Source organism: Nocardia sp. NPDC051981, assembly GCF_040680715.1.
In the GTDB taxonomy this organism is placed as follows: domain Bacteria; phylum Actinomycetota; class Actinomycetes; order Mycobacteriales; family Mycobacteriaceae; genus Nocardia.
This window is the reverse complement of the sequence record NZ_JBFAXK010000003.1, coordinates 399,649-414,871: the sequence shown is the minus strand read 5'-3', so window position 1 is coordinate 414,871 and position 15,223 is coordinate 399,649. Positions and strand designations below refer to the sequence as shown.

General features: G+C 68.7%; 19 protein-coding genes. 13 read left to right on the top strand and 6 right to left on the bottom strand.

Going from position 1 to position 15,223, the window contains the following annotated elements; translation table 11 throughout:
* Nucleotides 1-2: 2 nt before the first annotated feature.
* The 5 genes from AB0L60_RS09000 to AB0L60_RS08980 all read left to right on the top strand — a co-directional run bounded on the left by AB0L60_RS09000 (nucleotide 3) and on the right by AB0L60_RS08980 (nucleotide 3,317).
* Nucleotides 3-608 carry a hypothetical protein gene (locus tag AB0L60_RS09000; protein WP_364609533.1) on the top strand — a complete coding sequence of 202 codons (606 nt, stop codon included), beginning with the start codon at nucleotides 3-5 and terminating at the stop codon, nucleotides 606-608.
* Between the two features lie 12 nt (nucleotides 609-620).
* Complete coding sequence (gene aroQ, locus AB0L60_RS08995; RefSeq protein ID WP_364609530.1) at nucleotides 621-1,073, top strand: type II 3-dehydroquinate dehydratase; 453 nt, start codon at nucleotides 621-623, stop codon at nucleotides 1,071-1,073.
* 240 nt (nucleotides 1,074-1,313) lie between these two features.
* Nucleotides 1,314-2,240 (top strand): ABC transporter ATP-binding protein, encoded by a 927-nt coding sequence (locus AB0L60_RS08990; RefSeq protein WP_364609527.1) that lies wholly within the window; start codon nucleotides 1,314-1,316, stop codon nucleotides 2,238-2,240.
* Nucleotides 2,237-3,088 (top strand): ABC transporter permease, encoded by an 852-nt coding sequence (locus AB0L60_RS08985; protein ID WP_364609524.1) that lies wholly within the window; start codon nucleotides 2,237-2,239, stop codon nucleotides 3,086-3,088. The genes AB0L60_RS08990 and AB0L60_RS08985 overlap by 4 nt, the downstream gene beginning before the upstream one ends.
* A gap of 25 nt (nucleotides 3,089-3,113) precedes the next feature.
* Complete coding sequence (locus tag AB0L60_RS08980) at nucleotides 3,114-3,317, top strand: helix-turn-helix transcriptional regulator (RefSeq protein WP_354841343.1); 204 nt, start codon at nucleotides 3,114-3,116, stop codon at nucleotides 3,315-3,317.
* Between the two features lie 12 nt (nucleotides 3,318-3,329).
* On the opposite strand, the gene AB0L60_RS08975 is transcribed toward AB0L60_RS08980, so the two are convergent.
* Nucleotides 3,330-4,211, bottom strand: a complete 882-nt coding sequence (locus tag AB0L60_RS08975; RefSeq protein WP_364609521.1) for an NAD(P)-binding domain-containing protein — start codon at nucleotides 4,209-4,211, stop codon at nucleotides 3,330-3,332.
* A gap of 138 nt (nucleotides 4,212-4,349) precedes the next feature.
* Between AB0L60_RS08975 and AB0L60_RS08970 the strand changes: the two genes are divergently transcribed.
* The gene (locus AB0L60_RS08970) at nucleotides 4,350-4,706 is read left to right on the top strand and encodes a helix-turn-helix domain-containing protein (RefSeq protein ID WP_364609518.1); all 357 of its coding nucleotides are present in this window, start codon (nucleotides 4,350-4,352) and stop codon (nucleotides 4,704-4,706) included.
* Here the strand turns inward: AB0L60_RS08970 and AB0L60_RS08965 are convergent.
* A complete protein-coding gene (locus tag AB0L60_RS08965) occupies nucleotides 4,703-5,818 on the bottom strand; it encodes a glycerate kinase (RefSeq protein WP_364609515.1) in 1,116 nt (371 codons plus the stop codon). The two genes, AB0L60_RS08970 and AB0L60_RS08965, sit on opposite strands and share 4 nt — an antisense overlap.
* A 98-nt stretch (nucleotides 5,819-5,916) precedes the next feature.
* On the opposite strand from AB0L60_RS08965, the gene AB0L60_RS08960 reads away from it, so the two are divergent.
* Nucleotides 5,917-6,240 (top strand): GNAT family N-acetyltransferase, encoded by a 324-nt coding sequence (locus AB0L60_RS08960; protein WP_364609512.1) that lies wholly within the window; start codon nucleotides 5,917-5,919, stop codon nucleotides 6,238-6,240.
* Nucleotides 6,241-6,273: 33 nt separating this feature from the next.
* Here AB0L60_RS08960 and AB0L60_RS08955 read toward each other — a convergent pair whose 3' ends face one another.
* A complete protein-coding gene (locus AB0L60_RS08955; RefSeq protein ID WP_364609509.1) occupies nucleotides 6,274-7,035 on the bottom strand; it encodes a lysophospholipid acyltransferase family protein in 762 nt (253 codons plus the stop codon).
* 125 nt (nucleotides 7,036-7,160) lie between these two features.
* Between AB0L60_RS08955 and AB0L60_RS08950 the strand changes: the two genes are divergently transcribed.
* From AB0L60_RS08950 to AB0L60_RS08940, 3 genes are all read left to right on the top strand, one after another.
* Nucleotides 7,161-7,775, top strand: coding sequence for a YqgE/AlgH family protein (locus AB0L60_RS08950; RefSeq protein WP_364609506.1), 615 nt, complete (start codon nucleotides 7,161-7,163; stop codon nucleotides 7,773-7,775).
* 176 nt (nucleotides 7,776-7,951) lie between these two features.
* Nucleotides 7,952-8,458 (top strand): sigma-70 family RNA polymerase sigma factor, encoded by a 507-nt coding sequence (locus AB0L60_RS08945; RefSeq protein ID WP_364609503.1) that lies wholly within the window; start codon nucleotides 7,952-7,954, stop codon nucleotides 8,456-8,458.
* Nucleotides 8,455-9,171, top strand: coding sequence for a zf-HC2 domain-containing protein (locus tag AB0L60_RS08940; RefSeq protein ID WP_364609500.1), 717 nt, complete (start codon nucleotides 8,455-8,457; stop codon nucleotides 9,169-9,171). Before AB0L60_RS08945 ends, AB0L60_RS08940 begins: the two co-directional genes overlap by 4 nt.
* A gap of 51 nt (nucleotides 9,172-9,222) precedes the next feature.
* Here AB0L60_RS08940 and AB0L60_RS08935 read toward each other — a convergent pair whose 3' ends face one another.
* The 3 genes from AB0L60_RS08935 to AB0L60_RS08925 all read right to left on the bottom strand — a co-directional run bounded on the left by AB0L60_RS08935 (nucleotide 9,223) and on the right by AB0L60_RS08925 (nucleotide 11,625).
* The gene (locus AB0L60_RS08935) at nucleotides 9,223-10,047 is read right to left on the bottom strand and encodes an ABC transporter permease (protein ID WP_364609497.1); all 825 of its coding nucleotides are present in this window, start codon (nucleotides 10,045-10,047) and stop codon (nucleotides 9,223-9,225) included.
* The gene (locus AB0L60_RS08930) at nucleotides 10,044-11,003 is read right to left on the bottom strand and encodes an ATP-binding cassette domain-containing protein (protein WP_364609494.1); all 960 of its coding nucleotides are present in this window, start codon (nucleotides 11,001-11,003) and stop codon (nucleotides 10,044-10,046) included. The genes AB0L60_RS08935 and AB0L60_RS08930 overlap by 4 nt, the downstream gene beginning before the upstream one ends.
* Before the next feature lie 118 nt (nucleotides 11,004-11,121).
* Nucleotides 11,122-11,625 carry an EXLDI protein gene (locus tag AB0L60_RS08925; protein WP_364609491.1) on the bottom strand — a complete coding sequence of 168 codons (504 nt, stop codon included), beginning with the start codon at nucleotides 11,623-11,625 and terminating at the stop codon, nucleotides 11,122-11,124.
* 138 nt (nucleotides 11,626-11,763) lie between these two features.
* On the opposite strand from AB0L60_RS08925, the gene AB0L60_RS08920 reads away from it, so the two are divergent.
* Genes AB0L60_RS08920 through AB0L60_RS08910 form a run of 3 tightly spaced genes read left to right on the top strand, consistent with a single transcriptional unit; the run spans nucleotide 11,764 to nucleotide 15,202 of the window.
* Nucleotides 11,764-13,467, top strand: coding sequence for a thiamine pyrophosphate-binding protein (locus AB0L60_RS08920; protein ID WP_364609488.1), 1,704 nt, complete (start codon nucleotides 11,764-11,766; stop codon nucleotides 13,465-13,467).
* Nucleotides 13,468-13,470: 3 nt separating this feature from the next.
* Entirely contained in the window at nucleotides 13,471-14,148 is a 678-nt protein-coding gene (locus tag AB0L60_RS08915; RefSeq protein ID WP_364609485.1) for an SRPBCC family protein, read from the top strand.
* Between the two features lie 10 nt (nucleotides 14,149-14,158).
* Nucleotides 14,159-15,202 (top strand): 3-oxoacyl-[acyl-carrier-protein] synthase III C-terminal domain-containing protein, encoded by a 1,044-nt coding sequence (locus AB0L60_RS08910; RefSeq protein WP_364609482.1) that lies wholly within the window; start codon nucleotides 14,159-14,161, stop codon nucleotides 15,200-15,202.
* The last annotated feature ends 21 nt before the right edge of the window (nucleotides 15,203-15,223 follow it).

The window sequence follows — 15,223 nt, the reverse complement described above, 5'->3', positions numbered from 1 at the left end:
TCATGAGACACGGACATCGTGGACACGGTTTCGGGCGCACCGGCGGCTGGCAGCAGGCCGACCTTCCCGACGCCTCGGACGCTCCCGCCTGGTTCGCTGGAAGATTGCCAGCCGACTGGTTCGCCGGTCCAGCAACCCTCGAAATCGATCGCGACGAAATCGTCGTCCTCGGCGAACTCCCCCTTCCCCCAGCCGAACCCGCCCGGGGCGACGACGCTCCCGCCGAGGACGCGGCACCGGCCGCCGTCCCGCAGGCCACCCGAGAGGGCATCATCGCCCGCTTCCGGGAGACCACCCGCCCCGCCCGCATGCAGATCGCCCAGGAGGCCCAGGCTCGCTACGGCCGCAATGTCGCCTGGGGCGTGCTGGTGGACGGCGAGCGAATCATGTTCACCCACCTGGCCGTTCCGGTCATGACCCGGTTGCGCCAGCCCGAGCGCAAGGTCCTCGACACCCTCGTCGACGCCGGCGTGGCCCGCTCCCGCTCCGACGCGCTGGCCTGGACGGTCAAGCTGGCCGGCAAGCACGCCGAGGAGTGGCTCGCGGAATTGCGCACGGCCATGCGCAAAGTCGACGACCTGCGCACGGAGGGACCGAGCGGCCTCTAATACAGTGGGCGCATGGCTGCTTCCGGTCCGATCCTGGTGCTCAACGGCCCGAACCTGAACATGCTCGGCACCCGCCAGCCCGAGGTGTACGGGGCCGACACCCTCGACGACGTGGTCGAACTGTGCCGCAAGACCGCGGCGCGGTTCGACCGGGAGATCGTGGCGTTCCAGTCCAATCACGAAGGCGCGCTGATCGACCGGATCCACGCCGCGCGCGGGGTCGAGGCGGGCATCGTCATCAATCCGGGCGGGTTCACCCACACCTCGGTGGCGCTGCGCGACGCGCTGGTGATTCCGGAGGTGCCGATCGTGGAGGTGCACATCAGCAATGTGCATGCCCGCGAGGAGTTCCGGCATCACTCCTACATCTCCCCCATCGCCACCGCGGTGATCGCGGGGATGGGCATCCAGGGTTATGCCGCGGCGATCGAATTCTTGATCCGCCGCTCCCCCGTCTCTCCGTAACGTCAGCGCACGGCCGAGAGCCGTTCACCGTTGAGCGCGCGCGCCGGCGGTTGGGAGCCGAACCGAGTCTGGACGTACACGGCGAGTTACCCGCATCTCACGAAATCAGTTGTCGCGTCGCGAAAGAGGGCCCGGCTCGCTGCGAGCCGGGCCCTTCTTCGTGCACGATAAATAGCTTGTCCCCTGCAAAATGTAGTAGATATGCTACATCTGATCCGGCTTCTACTACGGAGGGGTGACATGTCGGTCGGTGAGGGCGTCGTACTCGACGTCGAGAACCTGCGGATGCGCTACGGCACCCGCGATGTCCTGCAGGACGTCAGCTTCCAGGCCCACCGCGGCGAGGTGCTGACGCTGCTCGGCCCGAACGGCGCGGGCAAGACCACCACCATCGAGATCCTGGAGGGCTTCCGCATGCGGTCGGCGGGCCGGGTCGAGGTGCTCGGCGCGGACCCGGCGCACGGCGACGAGGCCTGGCGGGCCCGGCTGGGCGTGGTGCTGCAGTCCTGGCGCGATCACGGCAAGTGGCGGGTGCGGGAACTGCTGGACTACCTGGGCATGTTCTACGCGCCCTACGCCACGGCCGATATCCAACGGCCTTGGAACACAGACGAACTCATCGCCGCGGTGGGCCTCACCGAGCACGCGGACGCCAAGGTGATGACCCTCTCCGGCGGCCAGCGCCGCCGCCTGGACGTGGCCATCGGCATTGTCGGCCGTCCGGAACTGCTGTTCCTGGACGAGCCGACCGCGGGTTTCGATCCGCAGGCCCGCCGCGAATTCCACGACCTGGTGCACCGGCTCGCCGACGACGACCACACCACCATCCTGCTCACCACCCACGACCTGGACGAGGCGGAGAAGCTGGCCGACCGCATCCTCATCCTGGCCGGCGGGCGCATCATCGCCGACGGGTCGGCCGATCAGCTCTCCCGGCGCATCGCCGGTGAGGCCGAGGTGAAATGGACCCGGGACGGGCAGCGCTTCGTACACACCACCACCGAGTCCACCAAATTCGTTTACGGGCTGTTCCAGCAGTTCGGCGAGTCCGTCGAGGAGCTGGAGGTACGGCGCGCCTCGCTCGAGGACACCTACATGACCCTGGTGCAGCGCTTCGAATCCGGCCAGGGCGACACCGAACTGCGCAGCCTGGAGGAGGTCCGATGAATCCGACGACCGTCGCGGTGCGGGCCGGTTTCCGGCGCGGCCGCATCGAGCTGATCCAGACCCTCACCAATGGGATGGACATCTTCTCGCAGTTCTTCTGGCCCGTGGCCACCATGATCGCGGTGTTCTTCATGCGCCACGGCGACTTCCAGGACAGCGGCGTCGGCCTCGGCGCGCTGGCGCTGCCCAGCGTGCTCGGCATGCTGGTGGCGTTCACCGGCATGTTCGGCGTGGCCCAGGGCCTGGCCATGGATCGCGAGGACGGAACCCTGCTGCGCGCCAAGGCGACCCCCAACGGCATGCTGGGCTACCTGATCGGCAAGATCGTCGCGGTCTCCGGCGTCACCGTGGTCCAGGTGGCGCTGATCCTCGGGTTCGGGCTGCTCACCATCGGCGGGGTGAGCCTGGACAGCGTCGGCGCCTGGGCCACGCTGATCGGCATTCTGGCGCTCGGCCTGCTGGCCTGTCTGCCGCTGGGCGCGATCGTGGGCTCGGCGTTCGACAGCCCGCGCAGCATCGGCTTCATCTCGTTCCCCATCATGGGTCTGGTGGCGATCTCCGGAATCTTCTATCCCCTCACCGGCCTGCCGGGCTGGCTGCAGGCCATTGCCCAGGCGTTCCCCATCTACTGGATGGGCCTGGGCATGCGTTCGGCCATGCTGCCCGACGGCGCGGCCATGGTGGAGCTGACGCACTCGTGGCGGCACCCGGAAACTGTGGCCGTGCTGGGCGCCTGGGCGGTGGGGGGCATCCTGATCGCGCCGATCGTGTTGCGCCGCATGGCCCGTCGCGAATCCGGGGCCGCGGTGGCGGCTCGTCGCGAGAGGGCCATGGCGCGTGCCTACTAGCGAGGTCATCTACAACCGGATCGCGATGCTGCGCGCCGAGCGCGGCATCTCGCGCCGGCAGCTGGCCGAGGCGCTGGGCGTGCACTATCAGACCGTCGGCTATCTGGAACGCGGCGAATACAGCCCGAGCCTGCACCTGGCGCTGCGGCTCGCGCAGTACTTCGAGGTGCCGGTGGAGATCATCTTCTCCACCGCGCCCTTCCCTCGCATCGGCTCCGAGACCGCCTGATTCCCTTGCGGCTCAGGCGTTCTCGGAGGCCGCGCCCATGAGTTCGAAGGTCGACACCGCCCGGCCCGCCGCCGCGCTGGCGGCGACGGCCCGGCGCCAGAACGCCTGCGCCGTGTGCGAGAGGGTGGCGTCGACGCCGACCTCCGCACTGGCGTCGATGATGTGCTGCGCGCCCGCGTCCATCATGCGCAGTCCGGCCACGTCGGCCCAGCCGCCGTTCTGGTTCTCCACCGAGAACTGCTCCATGAAGTACGGGAAGGCGGCGTTGGAGCGCACCGCGAACGGCACGAACTGCGCGATGTCGTGGCCGGAGTGCGCGATCATGGCTGTGGCCTGGTCGAAGGCCAGCAGCCAGGGATGGAAGATGGTGAGCAGGCCCTGGTAGAAGACCTGCGCCAGACCGTCATCCGGGCCCAGGTACTCCTGCGGGCTCAGCGGGCGCAGCAGTTCGGCGTGCGCGTCGAAGACCGCACGCGGGCCGCTGTAGAAGATGTAGGACGCCGGGTGCTCGATATTGTCGCCCGCCGACATCACGCCGCCGGAAAGGAATTCGGCGCCGCGCTGCCGCAACCACGCCGCTCCCCGGCGGGCCTGCTCGGGCGAATCCGAGGAGAGATTGGCGATCACCTTGCCGCGCAGGTGATCCGCGGCCGGACCCAGCACGTCGTACATGGCGGCGTAGTGGGTGAGGCTGAGCACGGCCATCTCGTTGGCATCGAGCGCCTCCGCGACCGTCGCGGCCCGCCGGGCCCCGAGCTCGACCATGGCATCGGCCTTCTCCGGACTGCGGTTCCAGACCGTGACCTCGACTCCGGCCTTCAGAAACGCTGCGACCATGGCCCGCCCCATCGGGCCCAGACCGATGACGGTGACCGATCGACGCAGATCAGACATGGTGTATCCCCTTCGATTTCGGCTGTTCGGGAGTGGCGCGCCGGAATCGATGGTGGCCGGGATCGGTAGCCTCGGGAAGACCGCACCTGCGCGTGGGGTTGCTTACCTCGAGGTTCGAAATCTGGTCAGGAGGGCGCGATGAGTTCCGGCGGTGACGCGGATCACGAGGTGTGCGGCATGTCCGTGGCCATCGAGGCGGTCGGCGGCAAATGGAAGATGCACCTGATGTGGGTGCTGGCCGAGGGACCGCAGCGGTTCGGGCAGATCCGGCGGCTGCTGACCGGTGTCAGCGAGAAGGTGCTCGCGGAGAACCTGCGGCAGCTCGAGGCCACCGGCATCGTGCACCGCGAGATCCACCCGGAAGTGCCTCCGCGCGTGGAGTATTCGCTCACCGAGCTGGGCTGGGAACTCAGCGCGGCGCTGCGGCCGCTGGAGGAGTGGGGCGATCGCAATCGGAACCGGATTCCCGGCCGCACGCTCACCCCGGCCGGCTAGGACCCCGCGATCCGCTCTCCGATCCGTTCCAGCAGGGCGGCGGCGTTCGCCATGCTGCGGGCCGGATCGGGCTCCAGCTCGGACAACGCGTAGGCGGTGGCGAATCCGGCCTCTCGCACCTGCTCCGCGGTGAGCAGCACCCGGCCCGCCACCGCGACCACCGGGACGCCCGCCGCCAGCGCCGCGCGACAGACCCCGATCGGAGCCTTGCCGGACAGGCTCTGGGTGTCCAGCGAACCTTCCCCGGTGACGACCAGATCCGCGTCCGCCAGCCGGGCCCGGAAATCGATCAGGTCGAGAACGAGCTCGATGCCCGAGCGCATCCGCGCGCCCAGCGCCGCCAGCGCCCCGAAACCGGTGCCGCCCGCCGCGCCCGCACCCGGTTCGTCGGCCCATTCCGGGCCCAGCACGGCGGCCCAATTCTTCAGTGCCGCTTCGAGAGTGGCGACCTGCCCGGGATCCGCGCCCTTCTGCGGCGCGTAGATCGCGGCCGCGCCGTCCGCGCCGAGCAGCGGATTGTCCACATCGCTGGCCAGCGTCACCGTCGCATCGGCCAGCCCGGGGTGCAGATCGTCGCGATCCACCCGCACCGCGCGCGCGAGTGCCGCTCCGCCGCAGGGCAATTCGTTCCCATCGGCGTCGAGGATGCGCAGTCCGAGCGCCTGCAGCAGGCCCGCCCCACCGTCGGTCGACGCGCTCCCGCCCAGCCCGAGCACGATGTCGCGCGCTCCCCGATCGAGCGCGTCCCCGATCACGTCGCCCACCCCGTAGGTACTGGCGTGCAGCGGATCGGGCTGTCCGCCGGGGAGTTTCGCGAGGCCGCTGACCGCCGCCAGCTCCACCACGGCCACCCGCCCCCGGACCGCGTACGAGGTGGTCACCGGCGCGAGCGTCGGCCCGTAACTCTCGACCTCCACCCGTTCCCAGCCCGCCGCCACGAAGGCGTCGACCGTTCCGTCCCCGCCGTCGGCGACGGGTGTCCGGCGCACCGCGGCGCCGGGGGCGGCGCGGGTGATCCCCACGGCCAGCGCGTCCGCCACCTGGGTGGCGCTCAGGGAGCCCTTGAACTTGTCCGGGGCCAGCAGCACCCGGCGCGGGGGTGGGTTCGTCATCCCTACATTTTGATCTCCGATGTGGGAAGCGACACGCTGGACGCCACCGTTCGGCCAAAGGGATGAATAGCCGTCACGAGAGAACTAACGTCGCACCCATGTCGAGTGAGTCGGTCGAGGTCCGCAAGAACGCCACACTGGATCGGTTCGAGTTGTACGTCGACGGATACCTCGCCGGGGTCGCGGCCTATCAGGACACCGCCAACGAGCGGGCCTTCGTGCACACCGAGGTCTACCCGCAGTTCGAGGGCCTGGGGTACGGGCGCAAGATCGTGCAGGGCGCGCTGGACCAGACCCGCGACGACGGGTTCGGGATCCTGCCGCTGTGCCCGATGGTGCACCACTTCGTCGAATCCCGGCCCGAGTACCTGGCTTTGGTGCCGCAGTGGTCGCGGGAAAGGCTCGGCCTGCCCCAGCAGTGACCGCCGGTCGGTATTACTCGACGGCACCGCCGGTCAGTACGCCTTCACTGCACCGTCCAGCGCGTTCTGCAGTTCTTCGCGCACCACCCGCGTGATCTCGGCGGGTTTGGTGGGCAGCTCCGCCACCGGCATGCCGAAATAGAAGCTGGCCGAGCGGGCCTCCTCCTTGGTGGGTTCCACCCTGGGATCCAGCCGCGGGCCGTAGCTCAGCCCCAGGCTCACCAGCACGGGTTCCGCCCCGAGCTTCCTGGCCCGGAAGGCGATGTGCCCGATGCCGGTTCCGACCGTCTGCACCTGGCTGGGGTCCACGTCGTTGCAGGTGCCCTCCGGGAACACCGCCACCCCGTCACCGCGCGCCATGCGCTCGGCGCAGATGTCGATCATGCGCTGCCCGGCCGCGTTCACCGCGCGCAGGCCGTGATCCTTGCCTCGGAAGACCGGGATGCCGCCCATCATGTCGATGCGCTCGCGCAGCTTGGTCTCGGTGAACAGCTCGTCCTTGGCCAGCACCCGGGTGTGCCCGATGACCGGCCGCAGCACGCTGCGCCAGGCCGCGGCGGCGACGGTGTACGGATCCAGCTGGGAGAGGTGGTTCACAGCGATGAGCAGCGGTCGCCGCTGGGAGACGAACTCCCGCAGCCGGTCCCGCGCCCCGGCCGCGTAGGTCACCCGGGGATGATAGCGACGACCCAGCAGCCAGTAGGCCGCCCGCGCCTTCAGCAGGTTCTGCTGGTGGTCACGATAGAAGTCATAGACCGCGTCGCTGTTCTCGAGGACGACTTCGGGGCGTTCCATAGCGCCCACCCTAGCTACGAACCGCAAGGTATGCCGGACATGTTTTTCGCGGCTCACAGCGGCACAAATGAGTAAGCGGCAAATTATGCAACGCAATCGGTCTGTCTCAGTGCGATGATGACTGAGTGGCACGCGCAGAGGAACACGGTGACCGTTCTCGACGCGAATTCCGGCATGAGGACCAGGTGGTTCGACCAGGGACCCTGCTGGTGTCCGCGACCGATCTGACCGAGCCGTCGTTCCGGCGGTCTGTGGTCTACATCCTCGAACACAATGACGGCGGCACCTGGGGCGTGGTCCTCAACAAGCCCAGTGACACCGCCCTGCACGATGTGCTCCCCAACTGGGCGGAGCTGGCGGCCGGCCCGCGTGCGCTCTACATCGGGGGCCCGGTGAAACGCGATGCGGCGCTGTGCCTGGCCACCGTCAAGGTGGGTGCGTCCATCGCCGGGCTGTCCGGCGTGCGCCGGGTGGACGGCCGGGTGGCCCTGGTGGACCTGGATTCCGATCCGGACCGCATCGAGGGTCTGGTGGAGGGCATCCGGGTCTTCGCGGGCTACGCCGGCTGGACCTTCGGGCAGCTGGAAGGCGAACTGGATCGCGGCGACTGGATCGTCCTGTCCGCCCTGCCCTCCGACCCGCTGGCGGGCCGCGTCGACCTCTGGGCCCATGTCCTGCGCCGCCAGCCACTGCCGCTGTCCCTGCTTGCCACGCACCCGATCGAACTGGAACGCAACTAGGATCGTGAATCCGGTATGGGTATAGACGCCCTCCGGAACGTGACAACTGAACTGGTGACATATGGGTAACTCATCGGGTACGCCCAGAACTCGACCAGCTCCATACCACCGGTCCGGTCCGCGACCGGTTCGACACCCGGCTGTCGGCAAAAGGCGCGGAGAGGCGGGTTAGCGCGATGCCGGAGGACCAGGCGGCCCTGCTCCGCGCGCTGTACGACGAGCACGCGGCAGCGCTGTGGCGGTACACCTACGGATTGGTCGGAGATCCGGGCCGGGCCGAGGACATCGTGCAGGAGACCCTGCTGCGCGCCTGGCAGCGGCCCAATGTGCTGGACCAGTCCACCAGTTCGGCGCGGGCCTGGCTGTTCACGGTCGCCCGTAATCTGGCCGTGGACGAGCATCGCAGCGCGCGCAGCCGCCGCGAATTCCGCACCGATCGCCCGCCGGAGGTACCCGAACCGGACAAGACGGATCGGGCGCTGGACGGGTGGCTGGTAGCGGATGCGCTGGCGCGGCTGAGCATCGATCACCGTGACGTAATCGTCCGTGCCTACTACCGGGGCCTGTCCACGCATCAGATCGCGGAGGAACTGGAGATCCCGGAGGGCACGGTCAAGTCCCGGATGCACTACGGCATGCGGGCATTGCGATTGGTGTTGCAGGAAATGGGGGTGACGAGATGACCGAGGGCCGTGAACTGTGCAATGGCTACACCACCTGGGACGGCGCGTATGTGCTCGGCGCTCTCGCCCGGGACGACCGCCGCGAGTACGAGGAGCATCTGACCCGATGTGAGTCCTGCCGCGCGGCCGTGTCGAAACTGGCCGGTCTACCCGGCCTGCTGGCCATGGTGGATGCCGAGACCGCGTTGTCGATTGCGGCGCAGGACGATCCGCCCTCCACCGTGCCGCCGCCGCCCGAGCGGTTGCTGCCGGCCCTGGCGGCGCGGACCGCCAAACGGCGGCGCCGGGGGCGATGGGAAGCGATCGGCGGAGCAGTGGCGGCGGCGGCCGCCGCGGTGACCATCGCGATTCCGGTGACCGCTACCGTGGCCCACCACGAGGGCCCGTCCTTCGTGCAGCAGGTGGTGGCGCAGGGTCCGCTGAAGCCGCAGACCGACACCCCGATCCTGGCCACCTTCAAGGTGATGTCGATCAACGGCCAGACCCGGGTGGACATGTGGTGCCAGTACCCGCCCTCGGACGAGGAGTACGTGTGGACGCTGTCGCTGTGGGTGACCCGCAACGACGGCGTGCAGTCCAAGCTCGCCGAGTGGACGGTCAAGCCGGGCCAGACGCTGACTCCGGACGGCACCACCTCGGTGTCGCCGGAACAGTTGAAGACGGTCGAGATTCGCAACGGATCCGGGAAAATCCTGCTGGCAGCGGGCATCTGACCATGCGCGAACGGCGCGCCCCGCGGGGGAGCGCGCCGTCCGGCACCGTGACTACCGGGTCTTGCGCCGGAAAGTCGTGGTGGACCAGAAGTATCCGAACCCGCCGATCACCACGCACCAGCCGATGGCCAGGATGCCGTTGTGCCCGATCGGCCCGCCCATGAGCAGCCCGCGCAGGGTCTCGGTGATCGGGGTGAAGGGCTGATACTCGGCGAACTGCTTCACCCCGGCCGGCATGGTGTCGGTCGGCACCAGGCCGCTGCCCAGGAAGGGCAGGAACAGAATCGGCATGGGCATATTGGACGCGCTCTCCGGGGTCTGGGCGATCAGGCCGAAGCCGACGCCGAGCCAGTTCAGCGCGAAGACGGTCAGGCCGATGAGTCCGAGGGCCGCCAGCCATTCCACCACGCCGGCATGCGGCCGGAAGCCGATGGCCACGGCCATCAGCGTCATGGCGACCACGCCCAGCATGCCCTGGATCAGGGTGCCGACCACCTGCCCGGTGAGCACCGAGGCGTGCGAGAAGTGCATGGTGCGAAAGCGATTGATGATGCCCTTGGTCATATCGGTGGCCATGCCGACCGCGACGCCAGCGACCATGTACGCCGGGATGATGAGCATCATGCCGGGCGTCAGGTAGTCGATGTACCGGCCGCCGGTGGCCGACTTCAGCGCACCGCCGAACACGTAGTTGAAAAGCAGCAGCAGGAACACCGGCATGATGATCAGGGAGAAGGTCATGCCCGGATACCGCTTGGCGTGCACCAGGTTCCGGCGCAGCATGGTCTTCGAGTCGGCGAACGACGTGGTCAGAGTCGGCCCGCCCGTCACCCCACCGCCGCCCCTGTTGGAATCGCTACGCGATGCAATCTTCATTTGGAGGTCTCCTTCTCGGGAGCGTGGCCGCCGGTGAGGGCCAGGAAGACGTCGTCGAGGTCGGGGGTGTGCACGGACAGGCCCGCGGGTTCCACCCGGGCCGCGTCGAGGCGGTCGATCACCTCGCGGACCGAGCGCACCGCGCCGTCGCTCGGAATGGCCAGCGTGAGGTCACCGTTGACCTGCGCGGCATCACCGAAAAGCCGTGCGGCGGATTCGAATTCGGCCCGGTCGCCGAAGTCCAGGCGGATGTAGCCGCCGGGCACCATGCGCTTGAGCTGATCGGCGGTGCCCTGGGCGACCAGTTGCCCCTGGTGCAGCACGGCGATGCGGTCGGCCAGCTGGTCGGCCTCTTCCAGGTACTGGGTGGTGAGGAAGATGGTGACGCCCCGCGCGGTGAGGTCGCGGATGATGTCCCACATGCCGCGGCGGCTGCGCGGATCCAGGCCCACGGTGGGCTCGTCGAGGAAGATGATGCGCGGATCGCCGACCAGGGTCATGGCCAGGTCCAGGCGGCGGGTCATGCCGCCGGAATAGCTCGAGGCGATCTTGTCGGCGGCCTCCTCCAGATCGAAGATTTCCAGCAGTTCCGCTGCCAGCCTGCGGCTTTCGGTGCGCGGCAGGTGGTGCAGGTCGCCCATGAGTATGAGGTTCTCGCGGCCGGTGAGCAGTTCGTCCACGGCCGAGAACTGGCCGGTGACCCCGATGATCGAGCGCACGCCGTCGGGCTGGGTGGCGGGATCGAAACCGCCGACACTGATCGCGCCGCCATCGGCGCGTTTCAGGGTGGACAGGATCTCGACCGTGGTGGTCTTGCCCGCGCCATTGGGGCCGAGCAGCGAGAAGACGCTGCCCTCCGGGACGGCGAAGTCGATGCGGTCGAGCACGATGTGCTCACCGAAGGATTTGCAGAGGCCGGTGACCGCGATGGCTGCCGGTGCAGGGTCGTTGTACATGTCTCCCCTCTCATCAATAAATAGGCATGAATGCATACGTCATCCAGGCCGTGACCGCCGAGGCTTGCGATCAAAGTTGTCCGGGTCGGTTATTCAGTTGTGCTACAGGGTTTTTCGATCAGATATCGAGGTCCTCGACCTGCGAGTGCTCGGTGGCGTCCACGACGCGGGCGTAGAGGCGATCGGGAATCTTGCCCTCCAGATCCTGGATGGTGTCGTAGACCTCGAGGGTGAAATCGCCCCAATCCTGTTCGCCCAGACCGAGGAAGCGACGCCACTGGCGCCAATTGGTGTCGGTCGGAAACTCCGACCAGCTGGAGAAGTGGCTGTGCACCGCATACGCGCCTTTGCGGGTGCGGTACACCCGGATGTCCTCGATGCGCTCGTTGGCCATCTGGTGCCAGTGGGTGAGCAGGGCGCCGGAGAACCGAACCTGCCGGGTGCCGTCCTTGCCCACCTTCAGGACCACCTCGTCGTAGCCCTGTTGCCGGCCCTCCTCGAGCTCGATGAAGCGCCGCAGTGCCGTCACGATCGCGCCCGACAGATTGCCCCCCACCAGCTCCTGCGCTCGCTGAAACAGCTTCAGGTCATCATCGGATACGTAAATCGTCTTGTTCGGCATGCACCAACTATACGTAGACGTATACATACACGGCAAGACCTGTCGCGAAACGCGGTGATTGAACCGCTGACGACGCGCATCCGTATCCCGGTTGAAGGCACTCGGGCACCGGTGGCTGCCGCCGGAAAGGACGCGCCCATGCATAGCGGCACACGGGTCGCTGACCAGCTGGTCAGGGCGGTATCGGCGCTGGGGGTACGGCACCTGTTCGGCGTCGACGGCGCGAACATCGAAGACCTCTACGACGCGGCTTTCGATCGTCGGGATCTGATCACCGCCGTGGTGGCCAAGCACGAGTTCGGTGCGGCCACCATGGCCGACGGGTACGCGCGTTCGACCTCCGGCCTCGGTGTCGTGTGCGCGACCTCCGGCGGCGGCGCCGTGAACCTCGTCGCCGGGCTGGCCGAATCGTTCGCCTCCCGGGTGCCGGTGCTCGCGCTGATCGGGCAGCCCCCGACCGTCCTGGAGGGCAAGGGCGCCTTCCAGGACACGAGCGGGCAGGCCGGCGCCTTCGACGCGGTCGCGCTCTACACGCCGATCTCGCACTACTGTGCCCGCGTCGAGGCCCCCGCCGACCTGCCCGCTCACCTCGCCCGCGCGGTCTCCGCTGCCCGCCGGGGCGGGCCCGCGGTGCTGTTGCTGCCCAAGGACATTCAGCAGGCGGACCTGGTCGCCCCGGATTTCGTGCCGCCCGCGCGCCCCTACCGCCGCGACATCGAGAACCTGTGGCGGGTGCTGCACACCGTGCGCGGCGCCCGGGCGGCCGGCAAGATCGTGATCATCGCCGGGGACCAGGTGGCCCGCGACGACGCCCGCGGCGAGCTGGCCGCCCTCGCCGCCGCCGTGGACGCCGCCGTCGGGGTCGCGCCCGACGCCAAGGACGTCTACCACCACGCGGACCCCGGCTGCTGCGGCGTCGCGGGCAGCATGGGCAATCCCGAGCTGCTCGACGCCCTGCGCGGCGCGGAGCTGTGCCTGCTGATCGGGACCCGCATGCCGGTCACCGCCCGGGCCGGGATGGAGGACGCGCTCGCGGCGGTGCCGCTGGCCAGCATCGGCGCGCTGCCGCCGTTCCTGCCCGCCGGGCACGCGCACAGCGACGACCTGGCCGAGACCCTCGCCGAGCTGATCGGCGAATTGGATTCCGGCGGCGGCGAAACCGGGGCGCGGATCACCCCGCTGCGCCCGCACCCGTCCGGCGAGCCCACCCTGACCCCGCTGCCCGTGCCACCCTCCGACGGTCCCGGGCTGCGCTATCGCGAGGTGGTGGACACCATCAACGACGCGCTGCCCGCCGGTTCGGACGTCTTCGCCGACGCCGGCAATACCGGTGCGGCCGTGGTGCACCACCTGCGGCTGCCGCGGCACGGGCGCTTCACGGTGGCACTCGGCATGGGCGGCATGGGCTATGCCTTCGGGGCCGGGATCGGCTCGGCCTTCGCCCGGCGCCGCCACCCGGACGGCGGGCAGCGGCGCACCTACGTGATCGCGGGCGACGGAGCGTTCTTCATGCACGGCATGGAGATTCACACCGCGGTCGAACACCGGCTGCCGATCACCTTCATCGTCCTCAACAACAACGCGCACGCCATGTGCGTCACGCGCGAGCAGCTGTACTACGGGGATCGCTACAGCTTCAACAGGTTTCGTCCCGCGTATCCGGGCGCGGGGATGGCCGCCATGTTCCCGGATCTGTGCACCCACGCACCGGAGAACCGGGCCGAGCTCGCCGCGGCACTGCGGCACTGCGCCGACCGCCCGGGACCGTCGTTCGTCGCGATCGACTGCGATCCCGACGAAATACCGCCGTTCACACCGTTCCTGACGCCACCCGGGAGGTAACCCGTGACCACCAGCGCCCTGCCCGCCCTCAGTGACATTCCGGAAGCCGTCCTGCCCGGCCTGCTGCGCATCGAGAATTCCGATCGCGAGGCCACCACCCCGATCATCCTGGACATGCTGCGATCGGTGTATCCGCACGACCAGATCTTCGGCGACTTCTGCCCGGTCCAGGGGTTCATCGCGGCCCCGCCGCGGGAGCTGTACGAGTACCTCGCCGACACCCGGTGCCTGGAGGAATGGACCTACAGCCTGCGCGGATTCACCGAGACCGAGGAGCCCGGGCTGTGGGTGTCGCACGATCGGCTGGGCGACAGCACCAAGATCTACACCCGCACCGTCGCCAATCCGGACGCCATGACGGTGGACTATCACTGCGCCTGGGACCAGAGCGACCACCTGTGGATGGTCTACCTGATGCGGGTGGTCGACGCCCAGGTGGTGTTCGACAAGCCCGGTTCGGTGGTGCTGTGGACGAACTGCCACCACCCGTTCTATGACAGGAACCCTTACCAGGACACCGCGCCGGACAAACGCAAGGTGTGGGTGGGCGATTTCTGGGAGATGTTCTCCGCCGGGCACCAATTGGAGCTCGACAACCTCAAGGCCATCGCGGAATACCGCGCCTCGCACGGGCTGCCCATCAAGCCCGACTGGATGCTGAATCCCTCGGAAGAGAAGTGAGCTGAGCGCCATGGACTTCACCGACCCCGCCCTCCGGACGGCGCCGCCCGTCAGCCTGGTCGATGTCGCCGGTTACCTGCCCGGTGACCCGGTCGGCACCGAGTACTTCACCCAGTTCTCCCGCTCGGACCGGATGGCCAGGAACGTCATGTTCCGGGCCCCCAGGCGCCGCCATCACATCGGCCGCGACGAGACCGCCGTGGACATGGTGGAGCGAGCCGTCGCACCCCTGATCGAACGCCATGGGGCACAGGAGATCTCGAATGTCGACATCCTGCTCACCCACACCCAGCTGCCCGACAATCCGGTGCTGGGCGCCGGGCCGGAGGTGGCGCGCCGGCTGAATATGAAGCCGCGCTGGGTGTTCGACATCCACAACGGCGGGTGCGCGGCCTTCGTCCACATGATGTGGATGGCCCGCATGATCCTGCAGACGACCGACGCGCGCACCGCGCTCATCGCATGCACCCAGAACTGCGCGGGCCCGGTGTTCACCCAGCCCGATATCCGCGGGCTCGCGCAGGCCCCCGTCCCCGGAGACGGGTGCGGGGTCGGGCTGCTCGTGAAGAACAGCTCCGCGCCGATCCTCGATATCGAGTGCCGCACCTATCCGGAGTTCGCGGGCGACATGGAGTTCAGCACCAACGGCGAACGCAAGTACTGGGAGCCCGGCGAGGGCCAGGGCTGCGTCACCTTCACCGAATCCAAGGTGGCCAAGGTGATGACGCGCGGCAACCGGCTGGTGCCCGAGGTGGCGCACGCGGTGTGCCGGCGCATCGGGGTGAAGTCCCGCGATATCGACACCTTCGTCACCAACCAGCCCAACCGGCTGTTCCTGCGCAACTGGAACGAGGCGATGGAATTGCCGCCCGAACGGCATCCGGACACCTTCGACAGCTGCGGAAACCTGTTCGCCGCGGGCATTCCCGTGACCCTGGACGCCGAGAACCGGGCCGGGCGGCTGCGCAACGGCTCGGTGGTGCTGATGGCGGCGTTCGCGCACGCCGGGGACTTCGCGGGGGCGGCGGCCGTCCGCTGGGGCGCGGCCCGATGACCCGCCCCGGTACGGGGGAGC